Origin of the sequence: Burkholderia sp. 4NA327C6, from assembly GCF_005502655.1 — a bacterium.
GTDB classification, from domain to species: Bacteria; Pseudomonadota; Gammaproteobacteria; order Burkholderiales; family Burkholderiaceae; genus Burkholderia; species Burkholderia contaminans.
This window is the reverse complement of the sequence record NZ_SCNZ01000051.1, coordinates 1-15,466: the sequence shown is the minus strand read 5'-3', so window position 1 is coordinate 15,466 and position 15,466 is coordinate 1. Positions and strand designations below refer to the sequence as shown.

Genomic DNA, 15,466 nt, shown 5'->3' with positions numbered 1-15,466 from the left:
GTATGTAGATTTTTAGTCTACTATGGACATTCGTGTTTTGGAAGGTGATACTTGGCCAAGGTGTCTCATATGGACAATTTGTCTTCATTGTGTTGTGCCGTACGAGGTAGCCCGCCGAGGCCCACCCATCAACAGGTTGCGGCCCCATTACTCGATCATCGCCTGCGGAGTTGGTATGAAGATGAAGCATCTGGTTTGCGCCGTCGCCCTGTCCCTGGGAACGGCTGGATTTGCGTGCGCCGGCAGTCAGGCAGCGCTGAAATTCGGCATCGAAGCCGCCTATCCTCCGTTCGAGAGCAAAACGGCGGCGGGGCAACTGCAGGGGTTCGATATCGACGTCGGCAACGCGGTGTGTGCAAGGATGAAGGTCAAGTGCGTATGGGTCGAGAATGCTTTCGACGGGCTCTTGCCGGCACTCCAGGCCCGCAAGTTCGACGTGGTCAACTCGGCGTTGAACATTACGCAAAAGCGCAAGCAACTGGTCGATTTCACTCCGCCGATCTACGTTGTCCCGATGGTAATGATCGCCCGCAAGGATTCCGGACTGTTGCCGGATGTCGACCGCCTCAAAGGCAAGCGTATCGGCGTGCTGCAAGGCTCGTCCCAGGAGGATTTCCTGAAGCACAACTGGGAGCCGCACGGGATCACGATTACACCGTACCAAGACCAGAATCTGGTGTATGCGGACCTCGCCGCAGGTCGCCTGGATGCTGCCGTGCAAGAATCGCAAACAGCTCAGGAAGGCTTCCTGGACAAACCGGAGGGCCGTGACTTTGCGATGCTCGGCAAACCGTTACAAGATCCTGCGACTCTCGGTGAGGGCGTCGGCTGGGCGTTCAGGAAGCAAGACGCCGCCCTTCGTGGCCAGGTCTCCGCGGCGCTTGCCGAACTGAAGAAGGACGGTACATTGAGCAAGCTGTCGGTTCAATACTTCAAACGGGACATCATCGCCAAGTAACCGTCACGGCGACCACCGCACGAACATCATTCACATTGCCTGTGGCCGCTGTCTGGCCGCTCAACCCATCTCACTGAAGGAACGACCATGAAGATCAAGGAATTCGGCGTCGAGCGCTGGATGGACCTCTATGAAAACCATTGCACATATAACCTCGCGGAGACCTGCGTCGAATCCCTGACGGTCGATCAGCTTCTCACGATGACAGGCCGCCAGGAATCCGTACTCGACGACCTGCGTCCGATGAAGCTGACGTATGGTGCGATCGAAGGTACGCAGCGCCTGCGTGAAGCGATTGCCGGCACGTACGCGCGACAAGCCGTATCGAACGTGATCGTGACGCACGGCGCGATCGGAGGCAACGCGCTCATTTACGAGACGCTTGTCGAACCCGGCGATACGGTGGTCTCCGTGCTGCCGACGTATCAGCAACACTACTCGATTCCGGAAAGTTACGGCGCTAACGTCAAGACCCTCAAGCTCCGCGAGGAAAACCGGTTCCTGCCGGACCTTGCGGAACTGGAATCGCTCGTCGACGACAAGACGCGCCTCATTGCCATCAACAACCCGAACAACCCGACCGGCTCGCTGATGGACGAAGCGTTCCTTGGGAAGATCGCCGAGATCGCGCGGCGCCGCGGCGCGTACGTGCTCTGCGACGAAGTGTATCGTGGGACCGACCAGGCAGGCAGCGGTTACAGCGCGTCGATCGCAGACCTCTACGAGCGAGGCATCAGCACCGCGAGCATGTCGAAAACGTACTCGCTCGCGGGGCTGCGCCTTGGCTGGATCGCTGGCCCCGTCGAGCTGATTCACGCAGTCGCCGTGCATCGCGACTACAACACGATCAGTGTCGGCATGATCGACGATTACTTCGCGACGCTGGCCCTCGAGCATCGTGACGCGATCCTGAAGCGCAATCACGACATCGTGCGGACCAATCTGGCGATTCTCGAAGCATGGGTCGAGCGGGAGCCGGCGATCTCGTGGATCAAGCCGAAGTCCGGAACGACCGCGCTGCTCAAATATGCGTTCGACATGCCGTCGCGCGAATTCTGCACGGAGTTGCTCGAAGCAACGGGTGTGATGTTTACGCCCGGTAGCGCGCTCGACATGGAAGGCTACGTGCGGATCGGATATGCGAACAACCGAGCCGTTCTGGAAGAGGGGCTTGCGCGCGTGTCGGACTTCCTGCGGAGCAAAGTCAGCTGATTCGTTTTCACTGATCGTTCGGGCGGCTCTGCGGCCGCCTGGACCGACATTGCGCACCGCGGAGTAACGCGACGTCCGAGTACGCGCCGCAGTGCCGCTCACCCGCGTGCGTCATGCAACTTCGCGCATTTGCTTCAAGTGTTTGTAGACGGTCGCCCGCCCCATGTCGAGGACGTTGGCGATATAGTTCGCGGCACTCTTCCCGTTGAACGCGCCTTCCTCATACAAGGCTTCCACGAGTTCACGCTTGCGCTCACGCGAGAGCGAATTGAGCGCAAGCTGCCGTTCGCGCAACCACCCATGCAGGAAGGCGTTGATCCGCTCCTGCCAATCGTCCTTGAACAGTTCCTCCGGTGGCCGCACCAGTCCAGCGCCCGTGATGAACAAATCGAGCACTTGCTTGACATCATCGAAAGCCGCCACGTTGAAATTGACGCACATGACGCCGACAGGGTTTGTCGATTCGCCTGGCACCAGGACACTCACACAACGCATCCGACGGCCATCCCAGTTGATCTTCTCGTATGGGCCGATCACATTTTCGATCGCCGTACCTTCTATTTCCTCCAGAGCGGAATCGTCGCCGACCTCGCGCTTTGACAGGTTGTTGGCTATGTAGGCGACGGACTGGCTCGTCAGGTCGTGGATGACGACTTCCGCGTAGGGGAAAAACAGCGCAGCGATACCGTCAGCGATATTCCGATATCTGTCGAGCAGCAGTTGATCGGCAGTGGACTTTCTCTTTTTTGGGGAAGACATCGATCGTCGGTCTCTTGCAACGGAATGCACATGGTAATGGCAAATTCGCGGAGCTAGTCTGAAGTTCGGTGAGCGTCCATGCGATTTCACCAACCCGATCCGATCGAAATAGACGTCGGATTCATGAACAGGCGGTGCGGGTTCACGGGGCGCTGTCAGCACGCTCCGCTGCATACGGAAACCCCGCCAGCGCCACCGGGTCTCGAGCCGACAACCAGCCGAACAAAGCGCACGCGAAGCCAGCCGCCAACCGCGCATATCGAGAAATTCGCCCACGAGCCCTCCGGGTGAGGCATCAGGAAAACCCTGACAGCGGCACGCCGAGGCCATTTTTTTGCGTCGCCGCGCGCGTGGCGACCGATGCCATTCGCGTCTTCGGCTGCCCATATCCCGGGTGGCCGCTCCCCCCGATCCAGCATGGCTTCCAGACCGCACCACCTGTCAAGACGGGTATGGTAAACAGCGACATCCAACGAATATCCCCGAATTTCAATACCTGCCAGGTATTGAAATGACCGCCTAAAAGTATTGGACGCTCGATCTGGCCGAGACGTATAAATCGCCTCAAGAACTTCACCCACACGGCGTGCCCCATGTCCTCCGTCACCATCGAACGCATCGAAACCCGCCTCGTCGACCTGCCGACGATCCGCCCGCACAAGCTGTCGGTGGCCACGATGCACGGCCAGACGCTGATGCTCGTGAAGGTGTTCTGCAGCGACGGCGTGACGGGTCTCGGCGAAGGCACGACGATCGCCGGCATGGCGTACGGCCCGGAAAGCCCCGAGGCGATGAAGCTGGCGATCGACACGTATCTCGCGCCGGCGATCATCGGCAAGGACGCAACGCGCATCCAGACGCTGATGGCGTTTCTCGGCAAGCTCGCGAAGGTCAACCACTTCGCGAAGAGCGCGCTGGAAACCGCGCTGCTCGACGCGCATGGCAAGCGGCTCGGCGTGCCGGTGAGCGAGCTGCTCGGCGGCCGCCGACGTGACCGCCTGCCGGTCGCATGGACGCTCGCATCGGGCGACACGGCCACCGACATCGCCGAAGCCGAGCGGATGCTCGACCTGCGCCGCCACAACGTATTCAAGCTGAAGATCGGCGCGAAGGCGCCCGAGGCCGATATCCGCCACGTGGCCGAGATCAAGAAAGCCGTCGGCGATCGCGCGTCGGTGCGTGTCGACGTGAACATGGCGTGGAGCGAAACGCAGGCCGCGCGCGCGATTCCGGCGCTGGCCGATGCCGGCTGCGAACTGGTCGAGCAGCCGGTGGCCTCGGCCGCGGCGCTGGCGCGCCTGATGCGCCGCTTCCCGGTCGCGCTGATGGCCGACGAAATCCTGCAGGGCCCCGACAGCGCGTTCGACATCGCGAAGCATCACGGCGCGGACGTGTTCGCGATCAAGATCGAGCAAAGCGGCGGCCTGTTCGCCGCGCAGCGCGTCGCCGCGATCGCGGATGCGGCCGGCATCGAGCTGTACGGCGGCACGATGCTCGAAGGCGCGTTCAGCACGGTGGCGTCCGCGCATCTGTTCGCGAGTTTTGCGAACCTGCAGTGGGGCACCGAACTGTTCGGGCCGCTGCTGATCACCGAAGAGATCTTGACGCAGCCGCTCGATTACAGCGACTTCGAACTGACCGTGCCGGACGGCCCTGGCCTCGGCATCGAACTCGACGAGAACAAGGTCAGGCGTTTTACCCGCGACGGGCTGACGAAAGTCGCGCGATAACCCTGGCCGGGCAAAGGCCGTCATTCCCCCAATACACGTGGAGACATCATCATGAGCGTCAAAGTTTTCGATACCCGGGAAGTGCAGGATCTGCTGAAGGCTGCGTCGAACGCGGGCGCGAGCGGCACGAACGGCGGCAACGCGCGCACGCAGCAGGTCGTGCTGCGGCTGCTCGGCGACCTGTTCAAGGCGATCGACGATCTCGACATCACGCCCGACGAAGTGTGGGCCGGCGTCAACTACCTGAACAAGCTCGGCCAGGACGGCGAAGCGGCGCTGCTTGCGGCCGGCCTCGGCCTCGAGAAGTTTCTCGACATCCGGATGGATGCCGCGGACAAGGCGATCGGCCTCGACGGCGGCACGCCGCGCACGATCGAGGGGCCGCTGTACGTGGCCGGCGCGCCCGTGCGCGACGGCGTGTCGAAGATCGACCTCGACGCGGACGACGGCGCGGGCCCGCTCGTGATCCACGGCACGGTCACGGGCCTCGACGGCAAGCCGGTCGCGGGCGCGGTGGTCGAATGCTGGCACGCGAACTCGCACGGCTTCTATTCGCACTTCGACCCGACCGGCAAGCAGAGCGATTTCAACCTGCGCGGCGCGGTGAAGACGGGCGCCGACGGCAAATACGAATTCCGCACGCTGATGCCGGTCGGCTACGGCTGCCCGCCGCAGGGCGCGACGCAGCAACTGCTGAACCGCCTCGGCCGCCACGGCAACCGTCCGGCGCACGTGCACTTCTTCGTCGACAGCCACGACCACCGCAAGCTGACGACGCAGTTCAACATCGAAGGCGATCCCCTGATCTGGGATGACTTCGCGTATGCGACGCGCGAGGAGCTGATCCCGCCCGTGGTCGACAAGACCGGCGGCACAGCACTCGGCATGAAGGCCGATGCGTACAAGGACATCGAGTTCAACTTCGTGCTGACGCCGCTGGTGCAGGGCAAGGACAACCAGATCGTCCACCGCCTGCGCGCGGCCGCGACGGCGTAACTGCCAACCGCCCGCCGGCGCGGCGCCGATACGCCGCCGCCGGCCGGGTTCCCGCGAGATTCAACCGATTACCGATGCGAGCGTGCTTGCAGGACGCGGCACGCGCATGGGAGGAGCCAACATGTCCGCCACGACCGACCAAGCCACCGACCTGGATCACCTGCTCGCCACCGCCGTGCAGGACGACAAGGAAGCCGGCGTATTCCGCTGCCGCCGCGACATCTTCACGAACGCCGAGCTGTACGAGCTCGAGATGAAGCACATCTTCGAGAGCAACTGGGTGTACCTGGCGCACGAAAGCCAGATCCCGGCCAACAACGATTACTACACGACGTGGATCGGCCGCCAGCCGATCGTGATCACGCGCGACAAGACCGGCGAGCTGCACGCGGTGATCAATGCCTGCGCGCACAAGGGCGCGATGCTGTGCCGCCGCAAGCACGGCAACAAGGGCAGCTTCACGTGCCCGTTCCACGGCTGGACGTTCTCGAACACCGGCAAGCTGCTGAAGGTGAAGGACGAGAAGACGACCGAGTACCCGGTGCAGTTCAACACGCACGGCTCGCACGACCTGAAGAAGGTCGCGCGCTTCGCGAACTATCGCGGTTTCCTGTTCGGCAGCCTCAGCGCCGACGTGCTGCCGCTCGAGGAGTATCTCGGCGAAGCGCGCGTGATCATCGACCAGATCGTCGACCAGGCGCCGAACGGGCTCGAAGTGCTGCGCGGCAACTCGTCCTACATCTACGAAGGCAACTGGAAAATGCAGATGGAGAACGGCTGCGACGGCTACCACGTCAGCACCGTGCACTGGAATTACGCGGCGACGATGGGCCGCCGCAAGGAGGACGGCACCAAGGCCGTCGATGCGAACAGCTGGAGCAAGTCGGTCGCCGGCGTGTACGGCTTCGACAACGGCCACATCCTGCTGTGGACCAAGACGATGAACCCCGAAGTGCGGCCCGTGTATCAGCACCGTGAAGAGATCAAGGCGCGCGTCGGCGACGTGCAGGCCGACTTCATCGTCAACCAGACGCGCAACCTGTGCGTGTACCCGAACGTGTTCCTGATGGACCAGTTCAGCACGCAGATCCGCGTGGTGCGGCCGCTCGGTGTCGACAGGACCGAAGTCACGATCTTCTGCTTCGCGCCGAAGGGCGAGAGCGAGGCCGACCGCACGGTGCGGATCCGCCAGTACGAGGATTTCTTCAACGTGACGGGCATGGGCACCGCCGACGATCTCGAGGAGTTCCGCGCATGCCAGGCCGGTTACGCGGGCATCACGGCGATGTGGAACGACCTGTCGCGCGGTGCGCCGCTGTGGATCGACGGGCCCGACGAGAACGCGAAGAAGATGGGGCTGAACCCGCGCATTTCCGGCGAGCGCAGCGAGGACGAAGGGCTGTTCGTGTGCCAGCACGAACATTGGGTGAACGTGATGCGCGATGCGCTGAAGAAGGAACGCGGGGAGGTGGCAGCATGAGCTTCGATTACCGGACTGTCTGCGCGGCGCTGTATCGCGAAGCGCGCCTGCTCGACGATCGCCAGTGGGACGCGTGGCTGACCTGCTACACGGAGGACGTCACGTACTGGATGCCCGCATGGGACGACGACGATCGGCCGACCGACGATCACCAGAGCCAGATCTCGCTGATGTACTACCCGGACCGCGGCGGCCTCGAGGATCGCGTGTTCCGGATCAAGACGGAGCGCAGCGGCGCATCGACGCCCGAGCCGCGCACCAGCCACAACGTGACGAACGTCGAGGTGCTGGCCGAACGCGACGACGAGGTGGACGTGCGCTACAACTTTCACACGCTGAACCACCGCTACCGCGTGACCGATCACTTCTTCGGCACGATGTTCGTCACGTTGCGCCAGGTGGGCGATGAACTGCTGATCTCGTACAAGAAGATCGTGCTGAAGAACGACTACATCCGGCAGGTGCTCGACGTCTATCACGTCTGACGCCCGTTGTTTCGTCATGAAAGACAAGGAAGTGGAGACGACGCCATGTCCAGCTACACGATTGCACTGAACTTCGAGGACGGGGTAACCCGCTTCATCGACTGCAAGGCCGGCGAGAAGGTGCTCGACGCGGCCTTTCGCGCGAAGATCAACCTGCCGATGGATTGCTCCGACGGCGTGTGCGGCACCTGCAAGTGCCGCGCCGAAAGCGGCCGCTACGACCTCGGCGACGACTACATCGACGACGCGCTCACCGAGGACGAAAAGGACGGCGGCCTCGTGCTGACCTGCCAGATGGTGCCGCAAAGCGACTGCGTGATCGCGGTGCCGACGTCGTCGGTCGCATGCAAGACGGGCCAGAGCGGCTTTGCCGCGACGGTGACGAAGGTCGAGCAGCACAACGATGCGGCCGTCGTGCTCGAACTCGACGTCGGCGCGGCCGCGCCCGTGTTCCTGCCGGGCCAGTACGTGAACATCGACGTGCCCGCGAGCGGGCAACATCGTTCCTATTCGTTCTCGTCGGCACCGGCCGATGCGAAGGTCAGCTTCCTGATCAAGAAGATTCCCGGCGGCGTGATGAGCACGTGGCTCGAATCGGCGCAGCCCGGCGACACGCTGCAACTGCACGGGCCGCTCGGCAGCTTCTACCTGCGCGACGTGCAGCGGCCGCTGCTGTTCCTCGCGGGCGGCACGGGGCTCGCGCCGTTCCTGTCGATGCTCGAGGTGCTCGCGCGCACCGGGTCGCAGCAGAAGGTGCACCTGATTTACGGCGTGACCCGCGATCTCGACCTCGTACTGGTCGACGCGATCGAAGCCTACGCGGCGAAACTGCCGAACTTCAGCTTCGCGACGGTCGTCGCGGATGGGGCGTCGAGCCATGCGCGCAAGGGCTGGGTCACACAGCACATCCCGGCCGATGCGCTGAACGACGGCGACGTCGACGTGTATCTGTGCGGGCCGCCGCCGATGGTCGACGCGGTGCGCAGGTATTTCGACGACGAAGGCGTGAAGCCGAACAGCTTCCACTACGAGAAGTTCACCCCCAACGTCACGGCAAAGGCGGCGTGATCATGCAACGATTCTCTGGCAAGGTCATCGTCGTCACGGGCGCCGCGCAGGGCATCGGCCGCGGCGTCGCGCTGCGCGCGGCGGCCGAAGGCGGCAGGGTGCTGTTCGTCGACCGCGCGGATTTCGTCGCCGAGGTCGCGGCCGAAGCGGCGGGGGGCGAGACGGCCGGCTTCGTCGCCGATCTCGAAACGTACGACGGTGCGCATGCGGCGATCGCGCACGCCGTGCAGACGTTCGGCGGCATCGACATCCTGATCAACGGCGTCGGCGGCGCGATCCGCATGCGCCCGTTCGCCGAATTCGAACCGGCGCAGATCGATGCGGAAATCCGCCGTTCGCTGATGCCGACGCTTTATACATGCCACGCGGTGCTGCCGCACCTGCTCGCGCGCGGCGGCGGCACGATCGTCAACGTCTCGTCGAACGCGACGCGCGGCATCCGCCGCGTGCCGTACTCGGCGGCGAAAGGCGGCGTCAATGCGCTCACAGCGGCGCTCGCGATGGAATACGCCGAGCACAACATCCGGGTCGTGGCCACCGCGCCGGGCGGCACCAGCGCGCCGCCGCGCCGCGTGCCGCGCAATGCGGCCGGCGACAGCGAGCAGGAACAGGCATGGATGGGCGAGGCCGTGCGCCAGGTCACGGAATCGACGTTCTTCAAGCGCTACGGCAGCCTCGACGAACAGATCGCGCCGATCCTGTTCCTCGCGTCCGACGAGGCGAGCTACATCACCGGCACGGTGCTGCCGGTCGCGGGCGGCGATACGGGTTGAGCGGCGTGTCGTGATGCCGCCTGCACGCGGTCAACGTGTATTCATCGACAACCCCACCGGCCGGCGCGAAGACGCCGGCCACGGAGACTCCCATGAGTAATCGCAAAGCCATCGTTCCGGCGGGAATGGAAGCGGTGTACGAGAAAATCGGCTATGCCCCGGGCCTGAAGGTCGGCGATACGCTGTACGTATCCGGCCAGATCGGCCGCGATGCGGCGATGCAGATCGTCGAAGGCCGTGAAGCGCAGATCGTGCAAGCGTTCGAAAATCTGAAGCTCGTGCTGGAAGCCGCCGGCGCGTCGTTCAACGACGTGGTCGACCTGACGACCTTCCATACCGACATGCGCGACCTGCCGTTGTTCATGCAGGTACGCGACCGTTACCTCGCCGCGCACCCGAAGCCGGCGTGGACGGCGGTCGGTGCGCACATGCTGGGCGGCGCGCCCGGCTATATCGTCGAGATCAAGGCGGTGGCCGTATTGCCGGCGTGATCGGCGGTGACGAGGAGCGGGCGCGAGAGGCCCTCGACCGCGCCTCGAACGGGCTCGTCGCGTGCTGACCGGGAGCGGCAGGCTTCGCGACGCGAGACGGAATCCTGACGAATGGCTTTCTCGCGACCTTCGGCGTGAATCGTTGCGCCACGTCAGCGACAAGCCGGGCGAGTTCGTTTATGGTTCGAGGGAACGCAGCGTCACCCCTTTCCCTCCGTCGAGAATCCGCGATGAAATGCCTGCCACGCGCCGTCTTCGCCGCCCTCGCTGTCACCGTCGCGCAGGCCGCGCTCGCCCAGGCGCCGGGCACGGTGCAGCTCGAAGACATGACCTGGACCGAACTGCGCGACAGCATCCGGGCCGGCAAGACCACCCTGCTGATTCCGATCGGCGGGACCGAGCAAAGCGGGCCGTACGTCGCGCTCGGCAAGCACAACGCGCGGGTCAGGGTGCTGTCCGAGCGGATCGCGGAAGGCCTCGGCAACGCGATCGTCGCACCCGTCATCGCCTATGTGCCCGAGGGCGGCTATGCGCCGCCGACGTCGCACATGCGCTTCCCGGGCACGATCACCGTGCCCGACGACGCCTTCGAAAAGACCCTCGAATCCGCCGCCAACAGTTTCCGCGTGCACGGCTTCACGAACATCGTGTTTCTCGGCGACCACGGCGGCTACCAGAACGACATCAAGCAGTCGGTCGCCAGGCTCAACAAGTCGTGGGCCGGCACGGGGGCGCGCGCGTTCGTGCCGGCCGCATATTACGGCACCAGTTCCGACGGTTATGACCAGATCCTGCGCGAGCATGGCGTGCCGGCCGCGGATATCGGCACGCATGCGGGGCTGGCCGACACGGCGCTGCTGCTGGCGGTCGAGCCGCGCATGGTCCGGGTCGACAAGCTGCGCAACGCCGCGAAGCCGGGCGCCGTCGACGGCGTCTACGGCGGCGATCCGCGTCATGCGAGTGTCGAGCTGGGCCGGCTGGGCACCGACGCCATCGTGTCGCGCACCGTCGACGCTATCAGAAAGGAAATCGCCGGCCGCTGACGCAGCCGCGCCATCGCGCTACTTTTGTCGTCGTTCCACTCAATCGAACCGGGGCATCGTCATGCAACCGCGCTTTTGCCGTCACCTCCGCTTCTCCCGCCCCGCGATCGTCATCGTGGCAGCGCTGGCCTTCGGTGCCCGCGGGGCGATCGCGGCGGCCGCCGTCGCGACCGTACCCGGCATGCCGCCCGTCCTCCATCCCGACAACCTGTACAGCGAGGCGCAGGCCGGCCGCATGAGCGCGGCGGTAGCGGGCGCGTTGCCGCGCATCTACGTGCCGAACCTGAGATCGAACGACGTCTACGTGATCGACCCGGCCACGTACAAGGTCGTCGACCGGTTCGCGGTCGGCCGTAGCCCGCAGCACGTCGTGCCGGCATGGGACCTGCAGACGCTGTGGGTTGCGAACAATGCGGAAGGGCGAACCGACGGCAGCCTGACGCCGATCGACCCGAAGACGGGCAAGCCCGGCAAGACAGTGAACGTCGACGATCCGTACAACATGTATTTCACGCCCGACGGCAAGGACGCGATCGTGGTGGCCGAGGCACATGCGCGGCTCGACTTCCGCGACCCGAAAACGATGGCGCTGAAATCGAGCCTCGAGGTGCCGCAATGCAAGGGCATCAACCATGCCGACTTTTCGATCGACGGCCGGTACGCGCTCTTCACGTGCGAGTTCGGCGGCAAGCTGGCCAAGATCGATTTCGTGAACCGCAAGGTGGTCGGCTATCTCGAACTCGACCGCAAAGGGATGCCGCAGGACATCCGCGTGTCGCCCGATGGCAAGGTGTTCTATGTCGCCGACATGATGGCGGACGGTGTCTACGTCGTCGATGGCGACGCGTTCACGAAGATCGGCTTCATCCCGACCGGCGTCGGAACGCACGGCCTCTACCCGAGCCGCGACGGCACGAAGCTCTATATCGCGAATCGCGGCTCCAATCGCGTCCACGGGCCGCGTCACGGCAAGGGCAGTGTATCGGTGCTCGATTTCGCGACGCGCAAGGTGGTCGCAACCTGGCCGATTCCCGGCGGCGGCAGCCCCGACATGGGCAACGTCAGCGCGGACGGCAACACGCTGTGGCTGTCGGGACGCTTCGATGACGTCGTCTACGCGATCGACACCGCGAGCGGCGCGGTCCGGTCGATTCCCGTCGGCATGGAGCCGCACGGCCTGACGGTGTGGCCGCAGCCGGGGCGCTATTCGCTCGGTCATACGGGAAACATGCGGTAGGGCGGCAGCCGGTCGGCGCGTTCGGCTCCTGCACGACAAAGCGCTGTGGGACGCGCTGACGCCGTTGCTCGAAGGGTTGAAGGTGTTCGCGCAACGGCTGGCGCTCGCCCCGGAGCCCCCGTTACCGCGCTCGGCGAGAAGACCGCAGGCCCCCGATCGCAGCCAATCAATCCCACCCGTGCTTGCTGAACTGATAGCCCTTGCAGCGGATCGTCTTGATCCGCTTCGGTTCCGTCAGGTCGTCACCCAGCTTGCGGCGCAGCTTCGAGATGCGGCCGTCGATCGAGCGGTCGAAGCCGTCGAACTCGATGCCGCGTAGCAGCAGCGTCAGGTCCTTTCGGCTGACCACCTCGCCGGCCCGGCAGACGAGCGCCCACAGCAGGTCGAACTCGGTCGACGTCAGGCGGGGTGTGCTGCCGTCGGGAAGACGAACCTTGCGATCGGCCCGGTCGATCGAAAACTTGCCGAACTCGAAACGATGAGGCGATGCCGGTGCGGCATCGTCCGGGCGCATGCGCACCCGTCGCAGATGGGCCTTGATCCGCGCGAGCAGGATGCGCGGCTCGACCGGCTTGTGGAGAAAGTCGTCCGCGCCGAATTCCAGGCCGAGCAACTCGTCGAACTGTTCATCGCGGGCCGTCATCATGATGACGATGCCGTCGTACTGCATGCGTGCCTCGCGACAAATCTCGAAGCCGTCCTTGCCCGGCAGGTTGATGTCGAGCAGCACCAGGTCGGGGTGACGCGCGACGATCGTGGCTACGGCGTCGGTGCCGTCGAACAGGCGGTCCACCTCGTACTGATGCGTGCGCAGATAGTCCGCGATCAGCGCGGACAATTGGACGTCGTCTTCGACGAGCAGGATTCGGATGGGCATCGCTAAACGAGGGGATGAAACGGGATGGTGGCGAGCGCTCAAGCCCAGTCCGACATGGGGTAGCTGAAGAGACGCGCATGATACTTCTGAACATTCCCGTGGAATGTGGCGAAATCTGCATCACCGGGCCGCCCCGTCCGCACGCGAATCACCACGCCCATGCAGCCAGGAAGACGGGCACAAGTGTGAAGTCGCGTCGCTGTGGAACGGGAGATGGCTGGGCGATAAGGTCAGGCGTGGTATCCGGCTCACGGCCGGCAGCAACGGCGGGCGTGGTGTCGTGCGCGCGAAAACGTTTGCGGAAAAATGGCGCATGGAAAGCACGCCTGCCCGGGCCGCAAACCGGTAAAGATTGCTCGACATATCATTACAAAATATTACGAAACGGGCAACGGACAGGTCCTTACAATCGTGGCGATTCGGTGGCGAGCATGAAGCACACCCGCTTCCGGCTGGCCGCCGAAGGAATCCAGATGCGAAGGCGGTGACCGACAGCGTGCCATTGCTCGCCATGTGCGTCCGTTCGGCGACGCACTGCCGAGGTTCGACGCGTGTGAATCGATGCCGACGTCACCTCCGCCTTCCAGAGGCAAACGTAAGGCCGGTACGACGTTTTGACAGGAATGCGAAATGACGCCGCTTCAAATCATCCGGAGTCTCGAATCCCTCACGAACGCGATCGAAGTCGCAGTTGCCAGTGCCGACTGGAGCGAGGCCGTCCGGGCGGCAGAAACACGTTCTGCATTCCTGATGGCGCTGTCACCCGATCAACCCGACGAGGTTCACACGGCGATCGGCAGAATGCGGGAGATCGATATCCGGATCTCGATCACCGCACGGGAAACGCTGGAGACACTCGTCTCGGAGGGCCGGAAGGCGTTGCGCGAAGCCGGGCTGGCGCCCCGGCCGCCGTCGCCCGGGGCGGATGTCATGGCCGCCCGATCTCCTTCGTGGCGCGCATCCATTTCACGGCGTTTCGCGCCGCACATGCATTGACACGGACACGTTCTTGAACGTGCCGTTCAGGTCTCCACATTTCGGTGGCGGTATGCGATTTCGAAAACGCATCAGTTATGTCGATGCAACACAGTGGTTCGCCGATGGCGACCATGATCGGGTGGAAACCCGTGAAGGCGGACGAGCGATCGCCACACCGGAGGGCTGGCGTTCGGTAAAGTCCGGCGACTGGATCTTGCGCGATGATTGCGGCAACTGCTGGCCGATGGACAACGGGCTCTTTACGCGCCTTTATGAGCCGGCGGGGGAATGAGCAGGGAGGGCGCGCCGGCGCCGCCAGTTGATGCGGTGCGCGGGCGGCAACCTGTCCGTCGTCAACAGCCTATCGGCTCGCGCGCGAGAACAGCAACGAGTCGGTGTCGTTGAACCGGATCTGCACCGGCGCCCCGTAACCCGCCTTTTCCGCCACGCGGATCGACGCGACGTTGGTCGGCGCGATGAGACACACGCTGCGCTCGAACCGGTGTTGCCCGTCGAGCCATGCCAGCGCGGCCGAGAGCGCCTCGGTCGCGTAACCCTTGCCGTGCGCCCACGTCGCGAGGGCCCAGCCGGCTTCCGGCACGCCGCGAATCGACGGCTCGATGAGCCGGTGGAAATCGGCGAAGCCGAGATCGCCGACATAGCGGCCCGATGCCTTCTCGCGAATCGCCCAGTAGCCATAGCCGAGCAGCGGCCACAGCCCGCGATACGCGAGCATGCGCATCCACGAGTCGCGGGGCGCGGACGGCGCGCCGTTGAAGATGTGCTCGACGACCTTCGGCTCGGCCCACATCGTGGCGAGCGCCTCGAAGTCGCCGAGCGGATGGCCTTCGAGGATGAGACGTGGCGTGTCGAGAACGGGCGGGGAGGAGACAGGCGGCATCGCGGTTTCCGGAGAGGAGGGGGCATGGGACGGCCACGCCGTCAGCATGTCGATGCCGCGCTGGTTGGGTTCCGTTCACGCGCCGGCAGGCAGATCGGGCGGCGCTGTTCCTCGGCGAGCGACGACGTGCGATTGACGGCAGGCGACGGCGGCCCGCTGCGAGCGGGCATGTCCAATTCGGCAAGACAGGGAGCCGGAATGATAGCAAAACCCCTGCACGGACGGGCTGCGGTGCAGCCGCTGGCGGCCTACTTCCGGTTCTTCAGGAAGGTCCGGCCTTCGGCCGTGATCGACGCGCCCGAGCGGCCGTGCGCGGGATGGCTGACGAAGCCCGCGCTGACGAGTTCGCTCGCGATCGACCAGCCGAGCGCCGGCGCATCGCGCCCGTAGCGGACGTCGGCGAGACGTTCGAGCGCCCAGATGGCGGAGGCCGACAGGTTCGGGGTGTTGGACGTGAAGTTATCGCTCATCGCTTCCT

Annotated in this window: 18 protein-coding genes and 1 pseudogene; 14 read left to right on the top strand and 5 right to left on the bottom strand. The window is 64.5% G+C overall.

Translation table 11 applies throughout. The features are described from left to right. Positions 1-175: 175 nt before the first annotated feature. Together FFS49_RS34540 and FFS49_RS34535 are read left to right on the top strand one after the other, a co-directional pair. Positions 176-958, top strand: coding sequence for a transporter substrate-binding domain-containing protein (locus tag FFS49_RS34540; RefSeq protein ID WP_105816980.1), 783 nt, complete (start codon positions 176-178; stop codon positions 956-958). Between the two features lie 87 nt (positions 959-1,045). Next, positions 1,046-2,170: an aminotransferase gene (locus tag FFS49_RS34535; protein ID WP_105816981.1), complete on the top strand. Its 1,125-nt coding sequence runs from the start codon at positions 1,046-1,048 to the stop codon at positions 2,168-2,170. A 111-nt stretch (positions 2,171-2,281) separates the two neighbouring features. Here the strand turns inward: FFS49_RS34535 and FFS49_RS34530 are convergent, their stop codons facing one another. Next, a complete protein-coding gene (locus tag FFS49_RS34530; RefSeq protein ID WP_105816982.1) occupies positions 2,282-2,929 on the bottom strand; it encodes a PAS domain-containing protein in 648 nt (215 codons plus the stop codon). Positions 2,930-3,224: 295 nt separating this feature from the next. Beyond that, a complete protein-coding gene (locus FFS49_RS34525; protein ID WP_137910296.1) occupies positions 3,225-3,539 on the bottom strand; it encodes a hypothetical protein in 315 nt (104 codons plus the stop codon). Between FFS49_RS34525 and FFS49_RS34520 the strand changes: the two genes are divergently transcribed. The 10 genes and pseudogenes from FFS49_RS34520 to FFS49_RS42760 all read left to right on the top strand — a co-directional run. After that, complete coding sequence (locus FFS49_RS34520; protein ID WP_105816983.1) at positions 3,523-4,659, top strand: muconate/chloromuconate family cycloisomerase; 1,137 nt, start codon at positions 3,523-3,525, stop codon at positions 4,657-4,659. The two genes, FFS49_RS34525 and FFS49_RS34520, sit on opposite strands and share 17 nt — an antisense overlap. Positions 4,660-4,710: 51 nt before the next feature. Then, a complete protein-coding gene (catA, locus tag FFS49_RS34515) occupies positions 4,711-5,655 on the top strand; it encodes a catechol 1,2-dioxygenase (protein ID WP_039371613.1) in 945 nt (314 codons plus the stop codon). 121 nt (positions 5,656-5,776) lie between these two features. Continuing rightward, entirely contained in the window at positions 5,777-7,135 is a 1,359-nt protein-coding gene (locus tag FFS49_RS34510; RefSeq protein WP_105816984.1) for a Rieske 2Fe-2S domain-containing protein, read from the top strand. After that, positions 7,132-7,620, top strand: coding sequence for a benzoate 1,2-dioxygenase small subunit (gene benB, locus FFS49_RS34505; protein ID WP_039371619.1), 489 nt, complete (start codon positions 7,132-7,134; stop codon positions 7,618-7,620). The genes FFS49_RS34510 and benB overlap by 4 nt, the downstream gene beginning before the upstream one ends. A gap of 45 nt (positions 7,621-7,665) precedes the next feature. Beyond that, positions 7,666-8,688: a benzoate 1,2-dioxygenase electron transfer component BenC gene (gene benC / locus FFS49_RS34500; protein WP_105816985.1), complete on the top strand. Its 1,023-nt coding sequence runs from the start codon at positions 7,666-7,668 to the stop codon at positions 8,686-8,688. A gap of 2 nt (positions 8,689-8,690) precedes the next feature. Beyond that, positions 8,691-9,461 carry a benzoate diol dehydrogenase BenD gene (gene benD, locus FFS49_RS34495; protein WP_105816986.1) on the top strand — a complete coding sequence of 257 codons (771 nt, stop codon included), beginning with the start codon at positions 8,691-8,693 and terminating at the stop codon, positions 9,459-9,461. Positions 9,462-9,553: 92 nt separating this feature from the next. Continuing rightward, positions 9,554-9,952, top strand: a complete 399-nt coding sequence (locus FFS49_RS34490; protein WP_105816987.1) for a RidA family protein — start codon at positions 9,554-9,556, stop codon at positions 9,950-9,952. 230 nt (positions 9,953-10,182) lie between these two features. Further along, positions 10,183-10,995 (top strand): creatininase family protein, encoded by an 813-nt coding sequence (locus FFS49_RS34485; RefSeq protein ID WP_105816988.1) that lies wholly within the window; start codon positions 10,183-10,185, stop codon positions 10,993-10,995. A gap of 61 nt (positions 10,996-11,056) precedes the next feature. Further along, a complete protein-coding gene (locus FFS49_RS34480) occupies positions 11,057-12,232 on the top strand; it encodes a YncE family protein (RefSeq protein WP_105816989.1) in 1,176 nt (391 codons plus the stop codon). A gap of 22 nt (positions 12,233-12,254) precedes the next feature. After that, positions 12,255-12,347 (top strand): annotated as a pseudogene (locus tag FFS49_RS42760) (DUF1641 domain-containing protein); the annotation flags it as partial. A gap of 51 nt (positions 12,348-12,398) precedes the next feature. Here the strand turns inward: FFS49_RS42760 and FFS49_RS34470 are convergent. Continuing rightward, positions 12,399-13,109 carry a response regulator gene (locus FFS49_RS34470; protein ID WP_105816990.1) on the bottom strand — a complete coding sequence of 237 codons (711 nt, stop codon included), beginning with the start codon at positions 13,107-13,109 and terminating at the stop codon, positions 12,399-12,401. A 630-nt stretch (positions 13,110-13,739) separates the two neighbouring features. Between FFS49_RS34470 and FFS49_RS34465 the strand changes: the two genes are divergently transcribed. Then, a complete protein-coding gene (locus FFS49_RS34465) occupies positions 13,740-14,105 on the top strand; it encodes a hypothetical protein (protein ID WP_105816991.1) in 366 nt (121 codons plus the stop codon). A gap of 19 nt (positions 14,106-14,124) precedes the next feature. Beyond that, positions 14,125-14,379 (top strand): hypothetical protein, encoded by a 255-nt coding sequence (locus tag FFS49_RS34460; RefSeq protein ID WP_226285426.1) that lies wholly within the window; start codon positions 14,125-14,127, stop codon positions 14,377-14,379. 69 nt (positions 14,380-14,448) lie between these two features. Here the strand turns inward: FFS49_RS34460 and FFS49_RS34455 are convergent, their stop codons facing one another. Both FFS49_RS34455 and FFS49_RS34450 read right to left on the bottom strand, forming a co-directional pair. After that, positions 14,449-14,988 (bottom strand): GNAT family N-acetyltransferase, encoded by a 540-nt coding sequence (locus tag FFS49_RS34455; protein ID WP_105816993.1) that lies wholly within the window; start codon positions 14,986-14,988, stop codon positions 14,449-14,451. Positions 14,989-15,236: 248 nt separating this feature from the next. Further along, a complete protein-coding gene (locus FFS49_RS34450) occupies positions 15,237-15,458 on the bottom strand; it encodes a hypothetical protein (protein ID WP_039371644.1) in 222 nt (73 codons plus the stop codon). Positions 15,459-15,466 lie beyond the last annotated feature (8 nt).